The sequence below is a fragment of the Pseudomonas sp. GW821-FHT03C07 genome (assembly GCF_059420925.1).
The window spans coordinates 164,630-183,923 of record NZ_JBWKUQ010000005.1; the positions used below are offsets into that span (position 1 = coordinate 164,630).

A 19,294-nucleotide genomic window follows, 5' to 3' on the forward strand; every position below is an offset into this window, starting at 1 on the left:
TTGGTATTCGCGGGGGGCGTGATCGACAATCGGGTAGCCTGCATGTCATTGCACTACTGCTCCAAGCTTGATTGATAAAAATAATATAAGAGTGACCACCATGAATATGCCCCTGCTAAGCGAGCGGAGCGAGGTGTTCAAGAACGCCGACCCCCATGCTGTATCCAGCTATGTGAACCAGTATGTCGGTAGTCATTGTATTCAACTGCCGCGCAAGGCCAACGCCCATGCGCAGTTGAACCACCGCAAGTTTGCCAGCCTAGACCTGTGCCGTATCAGCTACGGCTCCAGCGTACGGGTGGTCTCCGATGCATTGGAGGACATCTTTCATTTGCAAGTCCTGCTGCGCGGTGACTGCCTATGGCGGGGCCCCGCCGGCGTGCATCATCTGGTCCCGGGGGAGCTGCTGCTGATCAATCCCGATGATCCGGTGGACCTGACGTATTCCCGTGACTGCGAAAAATTCATTCTCAAAGTGCCGACAAGGCTGCTTGAGTCGATCTGCCAGGAGCAGCGCTGGCTGTACCCGCGCGAAGGCATCCGCTTCCTGCAACGACGCTATGCGCTGGACCAGTTGCAAACATTTGTACCGTTGTTGGCGACCATCTGTACCGAGGCCGAGGACGGTGCTGCGTTGGCGCGTGTCCAGGAGCATTACGCGCAAATCGTCGCCAGTAAAATGTTGACCCTGATGCGCAACAACGTGCGGCGCGAACACTTGGCGTGTTCCAACAGCACCTTTGAGCGCCTGGTGGATTACATCACGCGTAACCTGCAACAAGACATCAGCGTCCAAAGCCTGGCCGACCAGGCGCAACTGAGCGTGCGCTCGCTGTACGCCTTGTTTGAAAAACACATGGACACCACGCCGCAACGTTTTATTCGTGAGCAAAAATTGTCACGCATCCAGGCATGTCTGGCCGACCCCAGTTGCAATGTACGCAGTGTCACTGAACTGGCGCTTGATTACGGTTTTGTCCACTTGGGCAGATTCGCCGAACAATACCGTCGGCGGTTTACCGAGTTGCCTTCGGACACGTTGAAGCGCCGCGTGCAGGAGAGGGGCGTTGGTTGAGTCGCGCTACGAATGGGGTGAGTTTGTCGCCCACTTAAGGAAAATCATGCTTTGTCGTAACCGGAAACGTTCGACTGCTCTCCGCTGCTTCAAGCATCAAGCAGTGAAGCTCCATCTTGTGCTCATTCGTGGTCATTGAGATTCTCCCTGCTTGGACACGGTTACCCAAATTGACCAACGAGCTGTCTGCCGCCGATCGTAGCAGCCGGTTCCGCTCGCCAATCATCAGCCGGGTAGAAACCGGCGTACCCTGGCCTGCAACAGTTCGATCAGCTCAGGCGCCATGTAGTCAAACTCATCCGGGATATCGAGACAAATCACGCGTTTGCTGGCCAGCTCAGAGCGGAATCGGGCTGCGAGCTTTCTGCGATGGACGGGCTCCATGACAAAGATAAGATCGGCCCATGCCAGAAGCTCGGCATCCACAAGGACATCAGCGTCATTGCCAACACCGGCCGATGCCGTTTCCGCGCCCGGCCAGGACGCAAACACATGCTCGGCGGTCGGACTACGGAGCCGATTTTTACCGCAGACAAACAGCACATTCACCTTGGGCACTCTCCTTGGCATCAATATCAACACAGCGGTCAGACTGGGCGTCAGTTCCTTGCGCCAATGTCGGCGTACGTTGTACAGCTTACAGGCTGTTGCGATCGTACTGAATGACACCCACCCCACGGTCGTGAGTACGACCATGGGGTGGTTGCTAGGTCCTACCTACGGCTGAGCCACTGACCCCATCAGACGAAACGGGTGCCAGCGGCCTTCCATCACCTTGCTCTGAACGAGCTCCCGATAGGCTTGCGGCGGCAGAGCGACCTTGCCCTGATGCCGACGTACGTTACACACCTTGCAGGCTGCGGCGATGTTTGAGGGGCGGTTTGAGCCACCCTCACACTTGGCCACCAGGTGCTCGGCCGTGCATTGCATCTGCAGGGCCTGCTGGCGCGAGCAGCCATAGAGCTGCGCGTATTTTCGGGGCGAGGTGACATACATGGGGTAGTCGCAGTAATAGCAGCGACCTTCCTGGCGGTAGAACGCAAAGGCGCGTGCTCTTGCTACGGAACTGGGCATTGAAGACCTCCTGGTTTCAGAGGAAGTCCGCGGTGCTGTGAGATGCCTTGCACCGTCTTCACGGATCAAGGCATCAGGGTAAATGGCGTCCGATGCGAGGGCCGCACCGCCATTCAAACAACACCTCGGATTCACAACGTGCAGCAAGGGGAAACCGTCTGCTCACCCGTGAAGGTGAGCAGACGGTTGATGGGCCTCAGTCAAGCTGGGGCAGGGGAAATGAGTCAGTACTCGTAGGGCAGCAGCACGGTAGTGGCGCTTCTGTCTGCCTCGGTGATGATGTAGAGCCTTTTGTTGTCTCCAGCGTCAATGTCGTAGGCCGAGAACAGCCAGGTGCCGTTGTGCAACGCCTGTTCGTTGCTCAGTTTGTCGTCTTCGTCCAGCTCGCCCCAGTCACCGGCAAGGTGCCGGCCCAGGTACGGGGCTATGTCCAGCAGCCCTTGTTGCTCGAGCTGACTGACACTTTGGGTCTTCAACAGTCGACCGGGTTCAAAGAGCATGCTTTGAGTTCGCCCGGTCGATTGACTGGTTTCGCTCCTGAGCATGATCCGTAGCAGCGTTGGAACGTCTTGCTCTCGCTCGACGATCAGGCGCAGGTCCAACCAGTGAAACTGATCCTGCAGATGCTTAGGTGGCAAGCGAAAGAAGCCAAAGTCGTAGGTGTAACTGCAAAGGACCGATACCTCGGGCCGTTGCAGAATGGCCCGATAGCTGGCCCTGATGACCTCAGTCAGGCGTTGCTCAAAGTCCTCCCACTCAAAGGGGTGCTCGGTGTAAACGGCTTCCTGCCAGGTGCGCGCACTGAGCACGATCGGCAGTTTGATCAGTTGCTGTTGCAGCGGGGTAAGGGCATTCAGTTGCATGGGATCTCTCCAGAAAAGCCCAACACGGAGAGACACCGCACCCGTACGGGGGAGTGTTCCCCGCATGGGCTGAATAGGTGGTGAATCAGGACGCGGCGGGTGCCGACGCCTTGTTACGAATGGGCCACCGGTGAAGGTCGGGCGGCTGAAGATTGATACCGTGGCTCAAACCAAGAAGACCTGGTCTACACCCCGAGCGTGTTGCGGATAAAGGGTGCCGCCACACAGAGAAGCGTCAAACCGTTCCCCCATTGTAGGAGCCGAATGGATGATCGGTGGTCAGCCCGTTGCTCCTTGAGTTCTGCCCTCAGCTCAACGCCTAGGTTTGTGATGGACTGTGTCAAATGAGTCTCGACCTGTTTGAGGTCAGCCTTTGTAGCCAGCTTTTCCACTTCGGCCTCCCAAGCGTGTACCACCGCTTTGGCTTTGTCAGGGGTAACGTTGGCGGTCGTCAACGCGTCGTAGATCGTTATCGCAAGTGTCATGTTGTCTCCTGTTCGGAAAGTCGATCAGGAGACCCACCTGACGGTGGATTTCCGTCACGATGGGGTTGATGCATTCGGTCGTCGAGAGACTCGACGATTGTTCGCGCTTCCGAATGCTGAGCGAACTACAGATGACCCATGGGCTTGAAAACCCATCGTAGCCTTAAAGGTCCTGGCTACCGGGGAAGGTGCTGCCAACGACAGCGAACCAGCCCAGATAGTCGATCCAAACCCACTGGTTGAGATAGTCAGACGTTTCCTTGCGTTGCGTGGGTCTATGCCTGGTGTTTTGAGGGGCAGTGATCCTGGGCGCTGGGAGGCGTGGCTTCCGGCGTTAGCGGCGGGCCGAGAGGTATCCGGTTAGTCCCTTTCATTCAGTGACAACTTTGGCCTTTGACACCCATGTGCACTCGAACATGATGAAGGGCCCAGCGCGTCTGGGTGATGTCGATGTCAAGTGGTGGGCAGACTGCATGAGACAGCCTTTATGGATTTGCCCACACTCTGATCGCGAACACTGACAGGTAGGACAAAGGCCCAGCGCGAAGGGCCTGCACAAGGAGAGTGTTTCCATGCTCAATGAGCGCTTCACGGTCGTGATCGACGGCCAGTCCTTCTCTAAACCCTTTCAAACGGAAGATCAGTTCGCCAAGGGCTGGAAGTCCGTACTGGAAAAGGCCTACGGTCGCACTCACGCCACGTGCCGCTGCCCAGGCAACGGTGAGCGCAAGCTGGCGATCAAACGCCGGGAAACGACCGATGACTTCCACTTGGCCCGGTTCGCCGGCACAGGCCCCGAGCACGCCAACGAATGCCGCTTTTACGCACCAGCACCTGAGCGCTCAGGCATGCAGGGCTATGAGCAGGGAGTGGTCGAGGAGGGCGATGACGGAACCTTGCGTGTACGCCTGGCGCGTGGCCTGCTTGAGCAAGCGGCAAAGGGGGAGCGTGCCGATAAAGGCATTGTCATTCATGCGCCGACCGCGGGCACCCGTAAACCAGCGATGACCCTGCTGGGGCTGCTCCACCTGCTGTGGCAAGAGGCGCGGCTGAACGTCTGGTACCCGGCAATGGAGGGCAAGCGCAACAGTGGATTGATCCATAGCGCCCTCCGTCAAACCGCGAGCCGGATCAAGGTCGGGCGCATGACGTTGAGCGACGTCTTACTGGTCAGTGCCACCCCTCGCTCCAAAGCTGAAGTCACCAACGAAGGTGTGGTGTTGGACGCGATCCAGCGCAACCGACGAGCGATAGCGGTTTCGCCATTGGCGCGCTTCGACAAGAACAAGCATGACGGGGCGGTCCTCAAGCTGCCGTTGGCGGGCCCCTTTGGCATGCCATACCTGAGCATGCCTACCGAGGTCTGGGCGGACACCGGGAGGCGATTCAAGCAGGAGATTGCGGCCTGGAAGTGCAGGGAACGGGTCATGGTAATTGCTCAGCTCAATGTGGAGACGGGCAACACCAGTGCTCGCGCCCAGGTGCTGGACCTGGCCCTGATGCACGTCAGTGAGCGCTGGATACCGCTGGACTCCGATTACGAATCCACCCTGGAAGCCAAGCTGTTCGCCGCTGGACGACGCTTTGAGAAACCGCTTCGCTATGACGCCGACGAGTGCGAGTTTTTCCCGGACTTCTGGCTCCTGGACATGAAGCAGGATTTTCCCTTGGAGGTCTTCGGGATGAGCACACCCGAATACCTGGCGCAGAAGGCCCGGAAAACCCAGTGGTACGACCGCGTCTACGGAGTTGAGGGCTGGTGGAGCTGGAACGCTGCAGAGGATCCGGATGGGCCGAGGATGCGTGAATTGCCCTGTCTGCCAGTAGGCACCGCTGACGATTCGAATGGATTCCGATAGCACACGGCGCAGTGAATGGCACCCACGAGGTACTCGCTGTTCGCTGCGATCTGCACGTCTCCGGGGCAAGGCTCGATCCATGAGGCAGATGAATGCCCCCGGGGTTGAGTACGCAGGCGAATGCAAGCAAACTCTTCGGCCGAGATTTGCCTGAATACATCGCGGCAAACCCATTTCGTCGGAAGCCAATTGCTAAGGAAGGCCCATTGCACGACTCCAACTATCTGGAAGATCTCCGCTCCCGCTTCAACGCTGGAGAGGCGCTTGAGTACGTCTTTTTCTGGGGGCACCAGCGAAGCAAGCGTGGCATCACGTCTTCGTGTTTCAGCCAGTGGTACAACGCTGAGTTCGTCGTGGAGGGGGAGCGTTACCCAACCGCCGAGCATTTCATGATGGCCGAGAAGGCCGCCTTATTCGATGATCAGGAAGTTCGTGCTCAAGTGCTCCTGGCGCCTACTCCGAACGCAGCCAAGGCGCTTGGCCGTAATGTGCGTGGGTTCAGCGATGAGGTTTGGCTGCAACATCGGTATGAAATTGTCGTTCGCGCGAACCAAGCCAAGTTCTCCCAAAACCCGGAACTGAGCGCCTTCCTCAAGGAGACCGGATCTCACATCATCGTTGAGGCCAGTCCAGTGGATAGCATCTGGGGTATTGGACTCGCCCAAGACGATGAAAGCGCGAACGATCCCAACCTGTGGTGTGGTCTAAATCTATTGGGGTTCGCGCTTATGCAGGTCCGCGACGAGATCTGACCCACTCCTGGTAGGGCTACGGTAATGCCTTGCATTATGGGGCCTCCTGCCTCAATTTTTATTGATGTCGGTAATTATGGTTCAGATGAAACAGCGGATTTTAGATGGTCTCGCGCCGGTAGAGGTGCTTAAGGAACTGGTTATTGAAAGAGCCAATATTTGTAATCATGATCTTTCCTGTGTTTTTGCTGATAAATTTATGGGATTGAGTAGCGAGTCTGTACAAGCCATTTGGTATTGAAAGACCCGGGAAGAGGCCGGGTATCAATGATGGAAAGCTCAATTTTATATTGCTTGAGTTTCTGAAAAAAAGGCAGGCTGTTGACAGGTTGGATGTTTGGATTTTAGGTGGTATGAAATGAAATTGAGTTTTTCTTGGTGCGGATCGAATGGAGATTTTTCACCCAGCTGTGTTTCAAATCTCGTCAACAAAGACGGGGTTAGCCCGCTTGCTTGTCTTTTAACTGATGATGGAGGGCTGGGTCTTTCAGATACCTTGGAATGGCTGGATGAAGGTGTGGGCCAGGCCAGATCGGTTAAGGAACTCAAGACGGATTTTGCGCAGTGGGATCGGGAGTCTTGGGGGGCTGAGCTGACGAATTCTCAGGTGAAAATTTACTCGCTTTACGATGAAGAATATTTTGAGATAATTGCTATTGACTCATTTGAGAAGGCTTTGTTGGCATGGAAAGCATTTGTCCAACTGAAGCCGGATGTGGGAGTGGTTTTGGAAGTTGACATGTAAATGAATATTTAGTGGGTTGAGTGATGGTAATGGAATTTCCAAGCGTAGATGATTTTCTGGAGGAGTTTGGTATTGAACCGGTCGAGGTTGATCCGAATTTAGCGTTCTGTCGCTATATAATAATATCAAAAAATAGAGAGCTGGAGGTCGATATTTCCTTCAGTGCTGTAATGGCATCGTTTCAGGTCGTGTTGCGTCTTGCCAGAGAAGTGCTGATGAGCGTCTCATCGGAAAGCGTGAGTTTTATCGAACTTGTGCGAGATGGCTCAGGAGCAGGAGTCCATGTCGTTTTCGATATTTGTGGCTCAAAGTCAGAGGCGTGGGTGATGATTGAACCTGAGGTGAGTTGCCGCTGGTGGACACTGTGTAACTCTTAGGCTGTGAATTACCCTGCGGCAGCGCGACAAACATAGCCTTATGATATTAGTGAGGCTGATCGCAGAGACTTTCGATCCATAAGTTCGAGACCTATGACGGAGACATAATGAGCAACTCAACACGAGTGACGAGTGCCTGCCCTTCGGAGCGGCTGTCGTGAAACAAGCCACCCCGCCTGGCGGGCGTCCTGGCCCTTCGGGCTTCCATCCTCACGCCTTCGGCCGTGCCGGCCTGCGTGCTCCGCTTGGATTTGCATTCAAAGCTCTGGCAACGGCCCCGCACTTCTGACTGCGCCATGAATGAGTTTGAAAAGCAGAAGCAAAACCGACGGTATCCTGGGAGATAGACGGTGACTGAGTCACCGCTGCTTTTCCTTTGCTCTCAAAACGATTTGCAGGCGGATTTTGCTGAATTCGAGGTGTGAAAATTCTATCCCGCTCCGGTGGGTCAGTTTTCAATCAGCGCCCACAGCGCTAGCGGCATATTGTTGCAGATCAACGAAATAATCAGCCACTCTGTCCACTGCAAGCTACTCTTAGCACATTCAGGGATGGGGGGCTCTCTTATGCATAAGCTAGACACTTTTATCTGGTCCATCAATACATTGTATATACAAAATCAGCCTATTGATCAGCGTATGGCTCACCTTGAAACTGCTTTGAGTAAAGCGTGGTCGCATCTTGATAGAACTAACGACAGACCCACGCCGTGGGGGATGTTTGTAGCGCCTGAATATCTATTTGCAAAGGAAGTATTGGGTGGAGGCAAAAAGCATGTGTACGGAAAAACGCAGCGCTACTTGGATGAAAGTGAAAAAAATCGGATTGTGTCATGGGGGGAGCAACTAAGTGAAAAATACCCACAATTGATTATCATTCCAGGTACCGTGGCGTGGCAAAAGGCGTTTGAGCGTACTGGGAGAAAGGTTTTTAATAAAAGTGAAGTAATGAAAACAAGCAGTCGATATGATAAGGCAGTCGAGGGTGTCAAGCACTATGCTTATCAGGTGCTGCAAAAACAATCTCACATTGGTGTGGGGGATATCTTAGATGAGAAAATTAGCTCGAAGCTTTTCACTGTTTCGGCTTTGTCCACATCGGAAAAAATCCAACAGATAAATTCACTGAAATCTAGTGGGGTTGGGGATTCTAACGGTTCTGAACCAGTAGCTCAGGCTGAAGCCTATATGGGGCGAAATACAGCCTATGTCCTGTATGGGGGTAAGGTCTGTTTGAAATATAATAAGATGTCGGATTTTCATGAGAGCTTGGTGGATCAAAAAACAACCGTTTTTATTCCGGGCACTAAAAGAGGGTTGTTTTCTATTCCGATAGAAAAGTCTGGAGGGCGGCCAATTGATTTTGGCATGGAGATCTGCCTCGATCATAATCAGAAGGTTTTTTCAATATCGAATTCCGGCAAGGCGGTTGATATTCATTTGATACTGTCTGCTTTTACTTCTACTGTTGAGGGAAATTGCAATGTGAATTCGGGAGGCTACATTGTGCATGCCAGTGCAATGGATGACTGTTCTAATATCTTTCAAGCTTTGGGTGGTAGTAGCTTTCATAAAGACTCACTGGAGGCTATTGATAATTTGGTGTTGGTTGACGTTATGAAGAAGTTAGGTGGGGAGCTTTATCGTAAGGTGTTGGAGGTTGAGTTGAAATGACTGCGCTTTGCGCATGTGGTGGTCGTGCAGTACCATAGGTCGATCACATTTACCCCAGCTATCAGCAGGGGGCGAACATGTATCTCAATGCGTTGCTGGTCAGTTTTCCTGGAGCCTAAGAGGCGTCCTAAAGTTAATGACAAAAAGGACGCCGTGCAGCCGAGGCTGTTTACCCCTGCACCTGATCACTCCCCATGACTGAGCTTGAAATCCCGCGCTTCTCATCAATCCGTTGCGCCACAGCCATCGCCGCATCCAGCTCGGTGATACCCCACGCCTTCATCAGTGCGAACCGCTCGGCTTTTTCCTCCGGCTCCGTCATGGCTGTGGCCAGGTAGAGACTCGGCGGTACGGCCCGAAACAATACCTCCATCGATTTGGACAAGATCACCCCTTCGGTGAATTTTCCGGACTCCTTCCTGGCGGACAGCATCAGCGCTTTCTGCGCCTCAGTGAGCGCCCGAAACCGCGCGATCTTGTTCACTTCATCCGGCGGCATATTCAAGCAGATCCACCACTCGATCATATTGAGCATCGGCTCGGCGGCCTTGGGCAGGTCATCGATGTTCTGAGTGGCGAGCCAGAACCAGGCCCCGAGCTTGCGCCACATCTTGGTGATCTTGACCACGTAGGGCGACAGCAGCGGGTTCTTGGTAATGATGTGGCCTTCGTCGGTGACGGTGATGATAGGGCGTCCCAACATCTGGTCTCGCTCGGCGATGTTGTTCACGGTGTTGATGAGCGAGATATAGGAGATGGACAGCTGGGCGGTGTACCCCTCACGGGCGTAGGTGGCCAGGTCCACCAGGGTGATATCGGCCTCGGGCCAGGGCGTGCCATCACGGTTGAATAACTCGCTCTCGGCGCCTTGGCAGAACATGTCCATGGCATCGGCCATTTCCAGCAGGCGCAGACGCCGCGGCTCTGGCAGATGGGGGTCATTGCCCATGTCACGCAGTGCATCACGTACGTCCTGGGTCAGCACTGTTCTGTGCTCGCTTACGCAGGTGTGAGCAGCGTTGAGGATGCACTGCCGAATCTGGCTCCTGTCCGCACGGGTCAAGCGCTGCTCTTCCTTGTCTTCGCCGCCGGTGATCATCAGGCGGGCGGTGATCTCCAGCTCGCCCAGGACATCGCGTTCATCCTCTTCCGTGGATTCGGCCTCATCCAGATCCTCGGTATCCAGGGTCATGACACGGTCGGGTGTTGCGACCAATCGGTAGGCATCGGCGAAGGGCGCCAGACTCACCCCGGAGCCAGGCGCCAGCTTGACCCGATTGACCGTCAGCCCCAGGCGCCTCGCAAACTCTGCAAACAACCCGAAGCTGTTGCCGGCCTCGGCAATGAACAAGCGTGGTCGGTACATGGCCGTGACTTGGTTGAGTAGGTTGTTGAGGGTGGCTGACTTGCCGGCGCCCGTCGGCCCGAACAGAAACAGGTGCGCATTCATCTGCCGGTCGAGACGGTTGAGGGGATCAAAGGTGAGCGGGCCGCCGCCCCGGTTGAAGAACGTGAACCCAGGATGCCCCGTGCCTTCACTGCGCCCCCAGATCGGGGCCAGGTTGGCAACATGCTGCACAAACATCAGTGGGGTGTACCACTCACTCCGACGCATTCCCGGGTTGAACACCCCGGGCAACCAACGCAGGTAGCTATTGAGCGGCGCCACTTCGTGCTCATCGCGCACCGGTTGCAGGCCCGCGTTGAGCATCACGTTGTGGAGCTGCAAGGTACGGCGGTCGAGTTCTTCGACGTCCTGACCTCGCAGGTAAAACGCCACCGCGCCCCGGTACAGCTTGTGGGCGCTGCCCAGGTGCTTTCGTGCTCGATGCACGTCCGCGCGGGTCTGCTCGGAGGCCAGGGTGTCCCCAACCGACTTTTGCGCGAGATGATTGAGGTGGGCTTCCAACTGGTCCTGCGGGCAGATCACCAGGGTGATGCAGAGCACGGTGTCTTCCGGCACCTGATCGAAGAGGGCGTTGATGGCATCGCCGCCTTTAGGGGTTTCCCCTGTCAGATGGCCGATCACCGGCGGCGTGCGCAGACGGTCAAGAACCACCACGCGATGGGGCTGTTCGTCGAAGTACCAGAGCCCCTGGTCCCGGTCCGAGCGCGGTTGTTCGAAGAACAGGCGCTGGGCAAAGTCGGTGCCGCTGGCCCGTTCCAAGGCATCACCTGCTGCGCCCTCGGGGTAGGACGCCAGTTGATAGAACCGCTCACGGTCTGCTCGGGTCTCGCCTAGCAGGCGCGGGTGCGGGTTGAACCAACGCAGTAGCCAGGCATGAATTTGCGCGCCGGTCATGCGCTGGGTTTTGACGCCGGCATTGCCCAGGCCTCCCAGCAGTCGGTCGCAGACGCTGTTGAGGGCCTGTTCGTGAGTGTGGCCTCGACGTCCATCAGCGCCCTTACGGCGCCGGTAGACCACCATCCGTACTTTGCGCCGCTGGCCGCGCCAGGGTAGGTGGCTCACCACCGTGTCTTCAAACAGTCCGCCGGGTTTGGACAGCGCTTTAAGGTGCTGGCCAAACATTGTCAGGTAGCACTCGGTAAAGGCCGTTCCCTGGGCACGCGGTTGTACGTAGTTCCTGAGGGTTTGCAGGTAGCCGTCCCAGTCGGTTTCATCCTGGGCATAGAGCTGCACCACCCAAGGCTGTTCCTCACGCTCATCGAAGCTGTCTTGCAGGGCGTTTTCCAGAGCATCGCGTACCGTGCACAGCCAACTCGCTTCTCGACCCTCTGTACCGATTGGCGTCAGCTCAAAAAAAGCTGCCACCGATTCGCCGTCCTCCAGCAGCAGGCACTGGGTGTCGGGCAAATATTCCACCCAGGGCAACAGGTCGACAAAGCTGGGCGTCACTTCATAGAGGGCTTGTTCATCGGCCTTGGTGGCGGGGCGCTTTCGGGTGCGGTTCCCTGCGCCAGGTTCTGGCAGGCCGTGGGCCTTCAATTGTTCAACGTGCTGTGCCCAGGGATCGGTATCGGTTTTGTCCGTTTCCATCAGTAGGCCTCCGTGCGTTCGCCGGGCAGGGCGTACTGCACCCGCTGGTAAAGCGGGAAGACCGTGCTGTAGCCGGGCACCGGGACCGGGTCAGACCCCGCCAGATGGGGAAAGACGTACATCACAATGTCCGGGTTGGGCAGGCGCTTGAACTGACTGTGGATCTCGTTGCGGGCCGTGCGGGTATAGGTCAACTGATCGGACCCCATGTCATCCAGGGGGCGACGCAAGGCCAAGCGGGCTTCCTGGAGTGACTGGCTCAGGGCACCTTGAGGCGCCGGGCCCGCATGTCTCTCCCAGAGATCGGTCATGGTCTGCGAGCCATGAGGGAGCAGGTCGTCCTTGTCAGTGGTGCAGCCACCGGTCAGCACCATGACCAGCCACAGGCAGGCGAGGGAATTAATCGAGGGTCGATGCATGGGGACCTCCTGTCACATGCCGCACCTGGCGGCCGAGGGTTTCGTAGTCAATTTCCAGCTGCCGGTCCAGGTGCACGGCCACGGGCGCGCCGGGCTGCACATAGACGGCGGCGAACGCTTGGCCGTAGAGCTTGTTCACCCAGTCGCCAATGTCTTTCACGCCACCGGACAGAATGCTGTTCAGCGCCGAGGGGCCTGCACCCACGGCGGCTCCGCCAGGCGTGAGCACGGTGCTGGCGTCGGCCTTGTCGGCTTCGAGCAGCTTGGCCACCCCGGCGCCGGCCGCCGTGAGCAGGCTTTTGGTGCCCAAGTACTGCTGGGCGTTGGAGCGCCGTTCACCGGCAATGCACGGCACGCCATACGGATCGCTAAGCCAGCCAATGCCACCCTGAATCTTGTTCAACTGCGATTGGCCGGTTTGACCGCTGCTTTGGCGGCTGGCCAGTTTTTGCGGGGCGGGGAGCGTGCGGATACGCCCGTCGTTGAACACGAAGGTCAGGCTGACGATCTGCCCGCGCACGCACGAGAGCGTCCAGTCCCCGGCAGCGGTACCGCTGATCACCGCGCCCGCCACATCCGGTAGATCGATGCCATTGGCGGTGAGGTTATCCGGGCCGATCAGCACCTTGAAGGGGTAGGGATCGTTCACCACCCCGTCCACGGGCACCCGGCCAATCAGCGCGGTCATGGCAATGGAACCGGTGAGGGTGCTGTTCTCAGGCAGGGTGTAGACGGGCTTGGCTGCGGTTTTGTCGTCCGTGGTTTTGATGTGGCGGCCGACCGCGCCGGTATTGGCTTTGAGCGCCCGCTGGCCCTTATTGATCTCATCACTGAAGGCCGTCGGGAAAGTGAAGCCCTTTGCCGGTTTGCCGGACCCAGCCGGCAGCGGTTTGCCCTTGGCATCGACGGAGGTGCCGTCCTGAGGCTCGGTCCAGATCAGGTCATTGTGGGCTCCCGAGAACGACGCTTCGTCATCGGGCTCCAGACCCAGGCCGATGGGCAGGTCGGCGCCGCCCTTGTTCAGAAACGAGGTTGAGAGCTGCTGCTTGAGGTCCTCCAGCAGGTTCTGGGTGTCCTGTGGACTCAGGCGTTGCGGGCCTGTGGGCTGGGCTTTCTCAAGTTCCGTGTTCAGGGCTTTCTGGATCCGCTGATCGATGTCGCTATCCCGCCGACGTAGGCGAGCGTTTTCTTTCTGTTGGTCTTTGTTTTCCGTGAGCAGCGCCTTGAGCTCAGTACGCATGGCCTTGGTCTGGGCCACCAGGGTGGCCACGGTGTCATGGGGCGTGTCGCCGTCGATGTCGAGCAGCTTCATGTCCTCTGGCGTCAGGGGCTGCGCGGTGCTGGCGGGTTTGGCTGTGGGGGCGTCCTTGGGGGAGCAGGCCTTGAGTACCCCGAAGACCACCAGCAGGATCAGGGGCAGGAGCAGCCACTTGAGCAGGCCATTACTGGTCATGGTCACCTCCGGGCGCGGCGGAGGTAGGAAGGGTAATGCTGGCATCCACCGGACTGAGGGTCGGTGATAGGGCTTGCGCCAAGCTTCGGCCGCGGGTGACCAGATAGACCACCGTGGTGTCACTGGCCAGGCCAGTGGGCTCCAAGTGCGCGTGCTGAAAGGCCGCACTGATGAAGTCGCCCCGCAGTTCGCGTGGGTCCAGAGCGATGGGGATGGGGGCGCTGTTCTGCAGTTTGACGGCGCTGACGGTGTGGTCCTCCAACTGCCAGGCGCCCAGCCATTGGGCTGTGACCGGTTGCGTGGGCATCAGGCCTGTCAGATCCAGGTCACGCCGCGATTTGACCGGCAATACGCCGGGCAGGGGCTCGACCGTTCGCAAGGGAGCGTAGAGGTTTTGCGCCGCGTAGCGGATCAGGACCACCGGGATTGGCGTTTGTCGTGAAGCGGGAGGGCTGTCCGCCGCAGTGAGAGGCGGGTCATCGTCGCTGCCCGAGGCGGCGGTTTCGGGTGTATCACCGTAGCCCATGGACGTGCCCGAGCCTTTCACGATTTTGATGGGTTCGAGCGCGGGCTGGCCTTGGCCTTCGGTGGCCGCGATGTCGATCAGGATGATTTCACCGGTACGCACATCTTGCAGGTGCAGACGGGTGGACTCGATCGGCGCATTAGCCCGCAGATACAGTGCACCGCCAGTACTCTGGATACGCAGCGTGTCACCCAATGAACGGGGAGCACCGACCCTGACGTTCTGGTCGATAAAGACGATGCGCTCCTGGTCGACGTACAGCGGCACGGCCAGGGGCAATCGTTCCCACGGCATGAGTTCGACAGCTTGGGCCACAGCGCAACCCAGCCAAAGAGGGAGAAAGAGGTTCCATCGACGCATGACTAGCTTCCTTGCGTAGCAGTGGCAGGATCGTTTGAGGCGGAGGGTGCAGGCGGTGGGGCGATGCGTTGCGGCGTGCTGTCATAGCAGTCCAGGGCCAGGCCAAAGGGGTTTTTCTCTGGATCCACGTCCAGGCGTACGACCTGAAGGGGGTAGCGCACGAAGGCCTGCTTGACCCGTTCCGAGCCGTAGAATTCCTCGGTCGCCAGGTCCAGGTTCACCACCCAGTTGTCCCGACCCAGCACCTTGACTCGCTGCTCTGGATCATCGCCGTAACCCCGGCCAGGCATCTCGAACACGCCCCGAGTCCGACCGCGCAGCTCGCCGGCGGTCTGGCGTTTCCGGAAATCGCCTTCGAGCTGGGATTGGCAGCTAGGGGTCAGGTAGGCCGAGAGTTTCTGAATGGCGCGGGGGTAGTTCTTCTCGCCATCGACCGGCCAGCGGTTGAGCTGCTGGAAGATGTAGAAGCCAAAGGTGTACACCGACTCTGGCGCTATCTCCCACCACTTGCGGGTGCTGCCGGAGCGCAGGTCCGGTGGGAGGTTGATGGTCATATTTCGGGGGGCGTCCCACCATCCCAGACCCATGACCAAGGCAACCCCGAACAGCAACCCACACCCGATGCGAAGCGAGAGGAGGTGGGACTCCAGTCGGGCCACCTCATTCTTGAAGCGGCTCATGGGAGTCGACTCCGGCGGGTGCTCCAGCGCCCGGAGCGCCTTACCAGGTCCGCGCCGCCGATCCAGGCGGTGAGCACCGGCCATCGCATCGCGAGGGCGTATTGCAGATAGCGGTACAGCCAGGTCTCTGGCTTGCCACGCTTGTGACGGCGAAGCAGCTTGCCGCCCGCCAGCAGACCCAGCGCCGTGCACATCACCAGCATCGTGGGCACCAGGGCCAGGCTCTGAAACAGCATTGCGATGCAAACCCCCAGGCCAGCGCCGATCACCGCGCTGACGGCGACGGAGATCCACATCTCATCGGCCGTGAGCCCCAGCACAATGACCGGCTGACGATTAAGGCGTGACGGCAGAAACCGAAGGGTGCCGTCGGGCAGTAGGTGATCCGTGTCTTGTGTCATTGCCAGATATCCTCACAAGATGCCCGTGGCCTTGGTCAGCAGCCAGATGCTGATCACCAGCAGCAGGGCGCCCACCCCACAGGTCAGCCCGAACTGGCCCCAGGTCTTCTTGCCGTTTTGCACCTCGGAGTAGGTGGTGAAGGCGTGGTAGGCCACGCCACAGAATGCGGCGGCAGCGATGACCAGAGCGATCAGGGAGAGGATGTCGAAGGCATGGTCCTGGAGGGTCTGGATCATGCTGTCCGATTCGCCCCGGCTCGGGGCCTCCATTTCTGGGAGTGCCCCGAGGGCCCAGAAGGACCAGGCGGCCAAACAAGCCACGCCGCAACGCGAAAAAAGGTGAGTGACGCGGTTTAAACCAATACGGGTTTTCATGAGGTGCCTCCAATGGCAGGGGTAATCCAAAAAAACGGGTCAGTGCAGCAATAGAAAAGTGAGCAGTAGGTAAATCAGCAACACCTTCGTGGCCAGGCCGGCGAACTTCCCTTGGGAGAGTTGGCCGCTGGCCCAACCCCGGTAACCGGTGACGAGGGCCCAGGCAGCGAAGATCAGTGCGCCGGCCAAAGCCAGCCCAATCAGCAAGGTGGTGCTTTGTTGCGGGGTAAAACCGCCCATAGCCTGAAAGGCGCTGAGCTGTGGTGCACTCATGCTCATGGGGACCTCCCCACGGACCGGATGTAATGGCCGGTCAGCTCAGGTGGGGTACGCGGTTGGGCACGTGATGGCGTGAGGTAGCCTTCAATGCCTCCGCGAACCTGCTCCAAGTCGTCAGAAAGACGGGCGTAGTCAAAGGTGAAGCGCGCGTGCTCATCGGCAGGCACGGCGGCATGGGCATTCACCTGCCGCGTGATGGCCTCCAGTTGACGCAGCACCAGACTCAGTTGGGCACGTTCGTGAGCCGTTGGCTCAGCCATCACCTGAGGCACGGTAAGGCTCGCCGCTAACGCGATACATCGCAGAGGTTGGGAGTAGGGCATGGTGTCGATCCGCTCGTAGAAGGTTCAACGAGCGTGCCAAAAGATGAGGCGGGCAACAGCCAGAAAACAGGATTTGGTCGAGTGGGTTTTATTTTCAGTTCATGGCAGTATCGAACGGCAACAGAGGGGGGCTCATGAGTCAGTTGAGCGTGAATCGAAGACGAGGATGGCGTTTATGAATACTCAAAAAATGAGTGCGAATCCGTTAATCAGTTATTCCGTTTTGTGCGTAATGTCAACTTTAGCGCTGGTCATGTACCTGCTCGCCGCCTCGGGGTACGGGACCTTTAATGTGAATTTATGGCAGCCCTATGATGGGGCTTCCGTGGTAATGCTTTCCAGTATCTTACTCTTCGTTGGAATAAGCTTTTATGTCGTTCGAGAGTGTGGGTTCGATCTGAAAGTAATCATTGAGTCCCAGCTTAATATCAAGCGAGCGCAAAAAATGAGGTATTTGTCTCTGCTTTCCAAACATTATGGCTCTTTTTTTCTGATGACGAAGATGTTGGTATTCGGGCTCGTGGCCCTTAAGATGTTTGTTCCTGCGGTCGGGGTTTTTCTGACCTCAATTCTAATGGCCTTCGTCCTCGCGGTTTATCTAGGGGTGTACTCCGTTAACCTTTCTAGGACGTTGTATGGGTCATGGGGGCGACATCCTGTGCAAGTGCTCGCCCTACTCGGAATCATCGCCGTTGATGCTATAGCATTGGTTATCATGCTTACGCATATTTAAAGTAAAGTGCTTGCGCTCCCCGTCTAAGTGGTGAGCGCCATTGCTTGGCCTTTGTCATGGTCTGAGGGGTTGGAATGCCCCGTGAGATGTTAGGCGTTGGCTTTTTTGATCATTAGAACTAAAGCTTCGATTTTATCATTTAAGCCAAAGGTATGAGTGTTCAAGGTTTTTTCGCAAAGTTTTTTGGCGACTTTTACTTTGTCAACGTCTTTTAATGTTGTGCTTGTGTTGGTGTTGAATGGCAGCACATGATCAAATTTACCGGTGTCGATGCGACTTTCGAATGATTTGTAACATTCGCTTAGGGCCGTAGTCATATCATCTTCCGATATGTAATTTTCAATTTCCCTGCCGTCGGTGATCCATACTACTCCTCCGTTGTCTTCAATCTCTTTTTGGATTCGGAGCTTTGTTGCGTTTAGGGGGGTGTCTTCTGAAGCTCTATCGCTGTCGATAACGATTGCCAGATTCCGATTGAGGCGCCTCACTGCGATGAGGGCGTCGAGATCCTCTAGGTTCGGCTCAATATCATTCGCAGAGAGGTGACTCAGGAGCCTGCCGCCGTAGAACATGATCGAGTAGTCAATGCCCTCTACAAGCTCAGGTGCAATCTGACGAATCCAGTGATTGATATAGATTCTGTCTGAAGGGCCTTCCACCCAAATGATTGCATTGGCCTGGAGCAAATCAGAGGCTTTGTAGCCTAGGTCTCTGATGACGTTGGATTTGCTGTTTGAGGATAAACAGAGTTTTATTTCGGTGCATCCATCAACGTTGGAGACGTGGAAAACAGAGGCATCAATGGTGTCAATGATACTAGGTGAGTGTGTAGCGATAAAATACTGATTGGTGGTGTTCTCTTCTAAGTACTTTACAAGCCGACGTTGAAGGACAGGGTGCAGGTGAAGTTCGGGCTCTTCAATGCAGACAATCTGGTTTTCAGCCAATGTACAGAAGGCTGCAAGCATTACGACCTCATGGATCCCGGTACCGAGTGACTCAATGGGCAGTGTTTTGTCGTCCATGTGGACGAGGATATGCTCTCTATTGTAAGGGATTTCTATTTTGGCTGTTCTCGACTCAGTTACGGTCCTCAGGAACTCGTTAATTTGATTAAATTTGTTAACAAGATGACGCTCCTGAATAACAGGGTTCTGATGTTTGGCAAGCTCCTCGATAAGTCCTTTGCCGCTCCAGTCTGAAAAACTCTCTCCTTTTGAGGAGATTTGCCTGATGGCAGGGATTAGATTTACTTTGGTTCTTGAGAAGCCCACTAGGTTGATAAGCCATCTTATAGTATCGAGGAACTTATTTGAGTCGGTTTCGTATTCATTATGATCGCTAATGATTGGGTAGATCCCAAGTATTTTCTTTGCTGTGTGTGGAGGATCATCGAATCTAAAAGTTTCTAAGGGTAAGGCAATGTTGTCTATGGTCTGGAACCATATAGCGCCACTTTGTGAGATGGATGCTAAAAATTCATATATGTTTTCTATTTGCGGGTCGGTGAATAAATTTTTCTCTGAGACTGCGGCTCTGATTGCATCTGCAGGGATTCCGATTGCCGTTTCTATATCCGATGAAGTAGCGCCGAGATGGATATCAAACGTTTTCAGTATTTCAAGGTATTCTGGATTGCTGAGGTTGTCAATGTCTTGATGCGTTATTGAGTTTAGATGTTCTGCAATAAAACTCAGGACGCAGGATTTTCCTGAATTATTTGGTCCTATAAAAAAATTAAATCTTCTGAAAGGTGTAATGAAAGCAGCTTTCTTTCCGATACCTTTATAGTTCTTGAGCCTGATACCGTGCAAAAAAATCTGTTCTTCCATGAGCCAGTGACT

Annotated in this window: 21 protein-coding genes; 7 read left to right on the forward strand and 14 right to left on the reverse strand. The window is 56.2% G+C overall.

All coding sequences use genetic code 11. The features are described from left to right. Positions 1 to 100 precede the first annotated feature (100 nt). Positions 101 to 1,075: an AraC family transcriptional regulator gene (locus tag AC07VG_RS12470; protein WP_495021256.1), complete on the forward strand. Its 975-nt coding sequence runs from the start codon at positions 101 to 103 to the stop codon at positions 1,073 to 1,075. Positions 1,076 to 1,300: 225 nt separating this feature from the next. Here AC07VG_RS12470 and AC07VG_RS12475 read toward each other — a convergent pair whose 3' ends face one another. From AC07VG_RS12475 to AC07VG_RS12490, 4 genes are all read right to left on the reverse strand, one after another. After that, positions 1,301 to 1,624 (reverse strand): low molecular weight protein tyrosine phosphatase family protein, encoded by a 324-nt coding sequence (locus tag AC07VG_RS12475; protein ID WP_495021257.1) that lies wholly within the window; start codon positions 1,622 to 1,624, stop codon positions 1,301 to 1,303. A 168-nt stretch (positions 1,625 to 1,792) separates the two neighbouring features. Beyond that, complete coding sequence (locus AC07VG_RS12480; protein ID WP_495021258.1) at positions 1,793 to 2,149, reverse strand: HNH endonuclease; 357 nt, start codon at positions 2,147 to 2,149, stop codon at positions 1,793 to 1,795. Positions 2,150 to 2,373: 224 nt separating this feature from the next. Beyond that, positions 2,374 to 3,012 carry a hypothetical protein gene (locus tag AC07VG_RS12485; protein WP_495021259.1) on the reverse strand — a complete coding sequence of 213 codons (639 nt, stop codon included), beginning with the start codon at positions 3,010 to 3,012 and terminating at the stop codon, positions 2,374 to 2,376. Positions 3,013 to 3,197: 185 nt separating this feature from the next. Continuing rightward, entirely contained in the window at positions 3,198 to 3,497 is a 300-nt protein-coding gene (locus AC07VG_RS12490) for a DUF1640 domain-containing protein (RefSeq protein WP_495021260.1), read from the reverse strand. Between the two features lie 572 nt (positions 3,498 to 4,069). Between AC07VG_RS12490 and AC07VG_RS12495 the strand changes: the two genes are divergently transcribed. From AC07VG_RS12495 to AC07VG_RS12515, 5 genes are all read left to right on the forward strand, one after another. Beyond that, positions 4,070 to 5,356: a DUF1173 family protein gene (locus tag AC07VG_RS12495; RefSeq protein WP_495021261.1), complete on the forward strand. Its 1,287-nt coding sequence runs from the start codon at positions 4,070 to 4,072 to the stop codon at positions 5,354 to 5,356. Positions 5,357 to 5,562: 206 nt separating this feature from the next. After that, entirely contained in the window at positions 5,563 to 6,108 is a 546-nt protein-coding gene (gene ybiA / locus AC07VG_RS12500) for a riboflavin biosynthesis intermediates N-glycosidase (RefSeq protein ID WP_495021262.1), read from the forward strand. A 358-nt stretch (positions 6,109 to 6,466) separates the two neighbouring features. After that, positions 6,467 to 6,853: a hypothetical protein gene (locus AC07VG_RS12505; protein WP_495021263.1), complete on the forward strand. Its 387-nt coding sequence runs from the start codon at positions 6,467 to 6,469 to the stop codon at positions 6,851 to 6,853. Between the two features lie 29 nt (positions 6,854 to 6,882). After that, positions 6,883 to 7,230: a hypothetical protein gene (locus AC07VG_RS12510; RefSeq protein WP_495021264.1), complete on the forward strand. Its 348-nt coding sequence runs from the start codon at positions 6,883 to 6,885 to the stop codon at positions 7,228 to 7,230. 566 nt (positions 7,231 to 7,796) lie between these two features. Continuing rightward, positions 7,797 to 8,903 (forward strand): hypothetical protein, encoded by a 1,107-nt coding sequence (locus AC07VG_RS12515; RefSeq protein WP_495021265.1) that lies wholly within the window; start codon positions 7,797 to 7,799, stop codon positions 8,901 to 8,903. 169 nt (positions 8,904 to 9,072) lie between these two features. On the opposite strand, the gene AC07VG_RS12520 is transcribed toward AC07VG_RS12515, so the two are convergent. From AC07VG_RS12520 to AC07VG_RS12560, 9 genes are read right to left on the reverse strand one after another with little or no spacing between them, the layout of a single operon-like run. Then, a complete protein-coding gene (locus AC07VG_RS12520) occupies positions 9,073 to 11,901 on the reverse strand; it encodes a conjugative transfer ATPase (RefSeq protein WP_495021266.1) in 2,829 nt (942 codons plus the stop codon). Further along, positions 11,901 to 12,320, reverse strand: a complete 420-nt coding sequence (locus tag AC07VG_RS12525; protein ID WP_495003974.1) for a TIGR03751 family conjugal transfer lipoprotein — start codon at positions 12,318 to 12,320, stop codon at positions 11,901 to 11,903. Before AC07VG_RS12525 ends, AC07VG_RS12520 begins: the two co-directional genes overlap by 1 nt. Beyond that, entirely contained in the window at positions 12,301 to 13,773 is a 1,473-nt protein-coding gene (locus tag AC07VG_RS12530) for a TIGR03752 family integrating conjugative element protein (RefSeq protein WP_495003973.1), read from the reverse strand. The genes AC07VG_RS12525 and AC07VG_RS12530 overlap by 20 nt, the downstream gene beginning before the upstream one ends. Beyond that, positions 13,763 to 14,659 carry a TIGR03749 family integrating conjugative element protein gene (locus tag AC07VG_RS12535; RefSeq protein ID WP_495003972.1) on the reverse strand — a complete coding sequence of 299 codons (897 nt, stop codon included), beginning with the start codon at positions 14,657 to 14,659 and terminating at the stop codon, positions 13,763 to 13,765. The genes AC07VG_RS12530 and AC07VG_RS12535 overlap by 11 nt, the downstream gene beginning before the upstream one ends. Before the next feature lie 2 nt (positions 14,660 to 14,661). Further along, positions 14,662 to 15,339: a PFL_4703 family integrating conjugative element protein gene (locus AC07VG_RS12540; RefSeq protein ID WP_495003971.1), complete on the reverse strand. Its 678-nt coding sequence runs from the start codon at positions 15,337 to 15,339 to the stop codon at positions 14,662 to 14,664. Next, positions 15,336 to 15,740, reverse strand: coding sequence for a TIGR03750 family conjugal transfer protein (locus AC07VG_RS12545; protein ID WP_495021267.1), 405 nt, complete (start codon positions 15,738 to 15,740; stop codon positions 15,336 to 15,338). The genes AC07VG_RS12540 and AC07VG_RS12545 overlap by 4 nt, the downstream gene beginning before the upstream one ends. Positions 15,741 to 15,752: 12 nt before the next feature. After that, positions 15,753 to 16,115 (reverse strand): TIGR03745 family integrating conjugative element membrane protein, encoded by a 363-nt coding sequence (locus AC07VG_RS12550; RefSeq protein ID WP_495021268.1) that lies wholly within the window; start codon positions 16,113 to 16,115, stop codon positions 15,753 to 15,755. 39 nt (positions 16,116 to 16,154) lie between these two features. Next, positions 16,155 to 16,394 (reverse strand): TIGR03758 family integrating conjugative element protein, encoded by a 240-nt coding sequence (locus tag AC07VG_RS12555; RefSeq protein WP_495003968.1) that lies wholly within the window; start codon positions 16,392 to 16,394, stop codon positions 16,155 to 16,157. Next, positions 16,391 to 16,717, reverse strand: a complete 327-nt coding sequence (locus AC07VG_RS12560) for an integrative conjugative element protein, RAQPRD family (protein WP_495021269.1) — start codon at positions 16,715 to 16,717, stop codon at positions 16,391 to 16,393. Before AC07VG_RS12560 ends, AC07VG_RS12555 begins: the two co-directional genes overlap by 4 nt. 175 nt (positions 16,718 to 16,892) lie before the next feature. Here AC07VG_RS12560 and AC07VG_RS12565 point away from each other — a divergent pair, with 175 nt between their 5' ends. After that, positions 16,893 to 17,450 (forward strand): hypothetical protein, encoded by a 558-nt coding sequence (locus AC07VG_RS12565; protein WP_495021270.1) that lies wholly within the window; start codon positions 16,893 to 16,895, stop codon positions 17,448 to 17,450. 89 nt (positions 17,451 to 17,539) lie between these two features. Here the strand turns inward: AC07VG_RS12565 and AC07VG_RS12570 are convergent, their stop codons facing one another. Beyond that, positions 17,540 to 19,282 carry an ATP-dependent nuclease gene (locus AC07VG_RS12570; protein ID WP_495021271.1) on the reverse strand — a complete coding sequence of 581 codons (1,743 nt, stop codon included), beginning with the start codon at positions 19,280 to 19,282 and terminating at the stop codon, positions 17,540 to 17,542. Positions 19,283 to 19,294 lie beyond the last annotated feature (12 nt).

Coding starts and splice junctions, on each gene's coding strand:
- AC07VG_RS12565 (WP_495021270.1), top strand. CDS start 16,893: ATGAATACTCAAAAAATGAGTGCGAATCCGTTAATCAGTTATTCCGTT.
- AC07VG_RS12530 (WP_495003973.1), bottom strand. CDS start 13,773: ATGACCAGTAATGGCCTGCTCAAGTGGCTGCTCCTGCCCCTGATCCTG.
- AC07VG_RS12560 (WP_495021269.1), bottom strand. CDS start 16,717: ATGCCCTACTCCCAACCTCTGCGATGTATCGCGTTAGCGGCGAGCCTT.
- AC07VG_RS12495 (WP_495021261.1), top strand. CDS start 4,070: ATGCTCAATGAGCGCTTCACGGTCGTGATCGACGGCCAGTCCTTCTCT.
- AC07VG_RS12555 (WP_495003968.1), bottom strand. CDS start 16,394: ATGAGCATGAGTGCACCACAGCTCAGCGCCTTTCAGGCTATGGGCGGT.
- AC07VG_RS12490 (WP_495021260.1), bottom strand. CDS start 3,497: ATGACACTTGCGATAACGATCTACGACGCGTTGACGACCGCCAACGTT.
- AC07VG_RS12470 (WP_495021256.1), top strand. CDS start 101: ATGAATATGCCCCTGCTAAGCGAGCGGAGCGAGGTGTTCAAGAACGCC.
- AC07VG_RS12535 (WP_495003972.1), bottom strand. CDS start 14,659: ATGCGTCGATGGAACCTCTTTCTCCCTCTTTGGCTGGGTTGCGCTGTG.
- AC07VG_RS12505 (WP_495021263.1), top strand. CDS start 6,467: ATGAAATTGAGTTTTTCTTGGTGCGGATCGAATGGAGATTTTTCACCC.
- AC07VG_RS12570 (WP_495021271.1), bottom strand. CDS start 19,282: ATGGAAGAACAGATTTTTTTGCACGGTATCAGGCTCAAGAACTATAAA.
- AC07VG_RS12515 (WP_495021265.1), top strand. CDS start 7,797: ATGCATAAGCTAGACACTTTTATCTGGTCCATCAATACATTGTATATA.
- AC07VG_RS12485 (WP_495021259.1), bottom strand. CDS start 3,012: ATGCAACTGAATGCCCTTACCCCGCTGCAACAGCAACTGATCAAACTG.
- AC07VG_RS12525 (WP_495003974.1), bottom strand. CDS start 12,320: ATGCATCGACCCTCGATTAATTCCCTCGCCTGCCTGTGGCTGGTCATG.
- AC07VG_RS12510 (WP_495021264.1), top strand. CDS start 6,883: ATGGAATTTCCAAGCGTAGATGATTTTCTGGAGGAGTTTGGTATTGAA.
- AC07VG_RS12480 (WP_495021258.1), bottom strand. CDS start 2,149: ATGCCCAGTTCCGTAGCAAGAGCACGCGCCTTTGCGTTCTACCGCCAG.
- AC07VG_RS12520 (WP_495021266.1), bottom strand. CDS start 11,901: ATGGAAACGGACAAAACCGATACCGATCCCTGGGCACAGCACGTTGAA.
- AC07VG_RS12550 (WP_495021268.1), bottom strand. CDS start 16,115: ATGAAAACCCGTATTGGTTTAAACCGCGTCACTCACCTTTTTTCGCGT.
- AC07VG_RS12540 (WP_495003971.1), bottom strand. CDS start 15,339: ATGAGCCGCTTCAAGAATGAGGTGGCCCGACTGGAGTCCCACCTCCTC.
- AC07VG_RS12545 (WP_495021267.1), bottom strand. CDS start 15,740: ATGACACAAGACACGGATCACCTACTGCCCGACGGCACCCTTCGGTTT.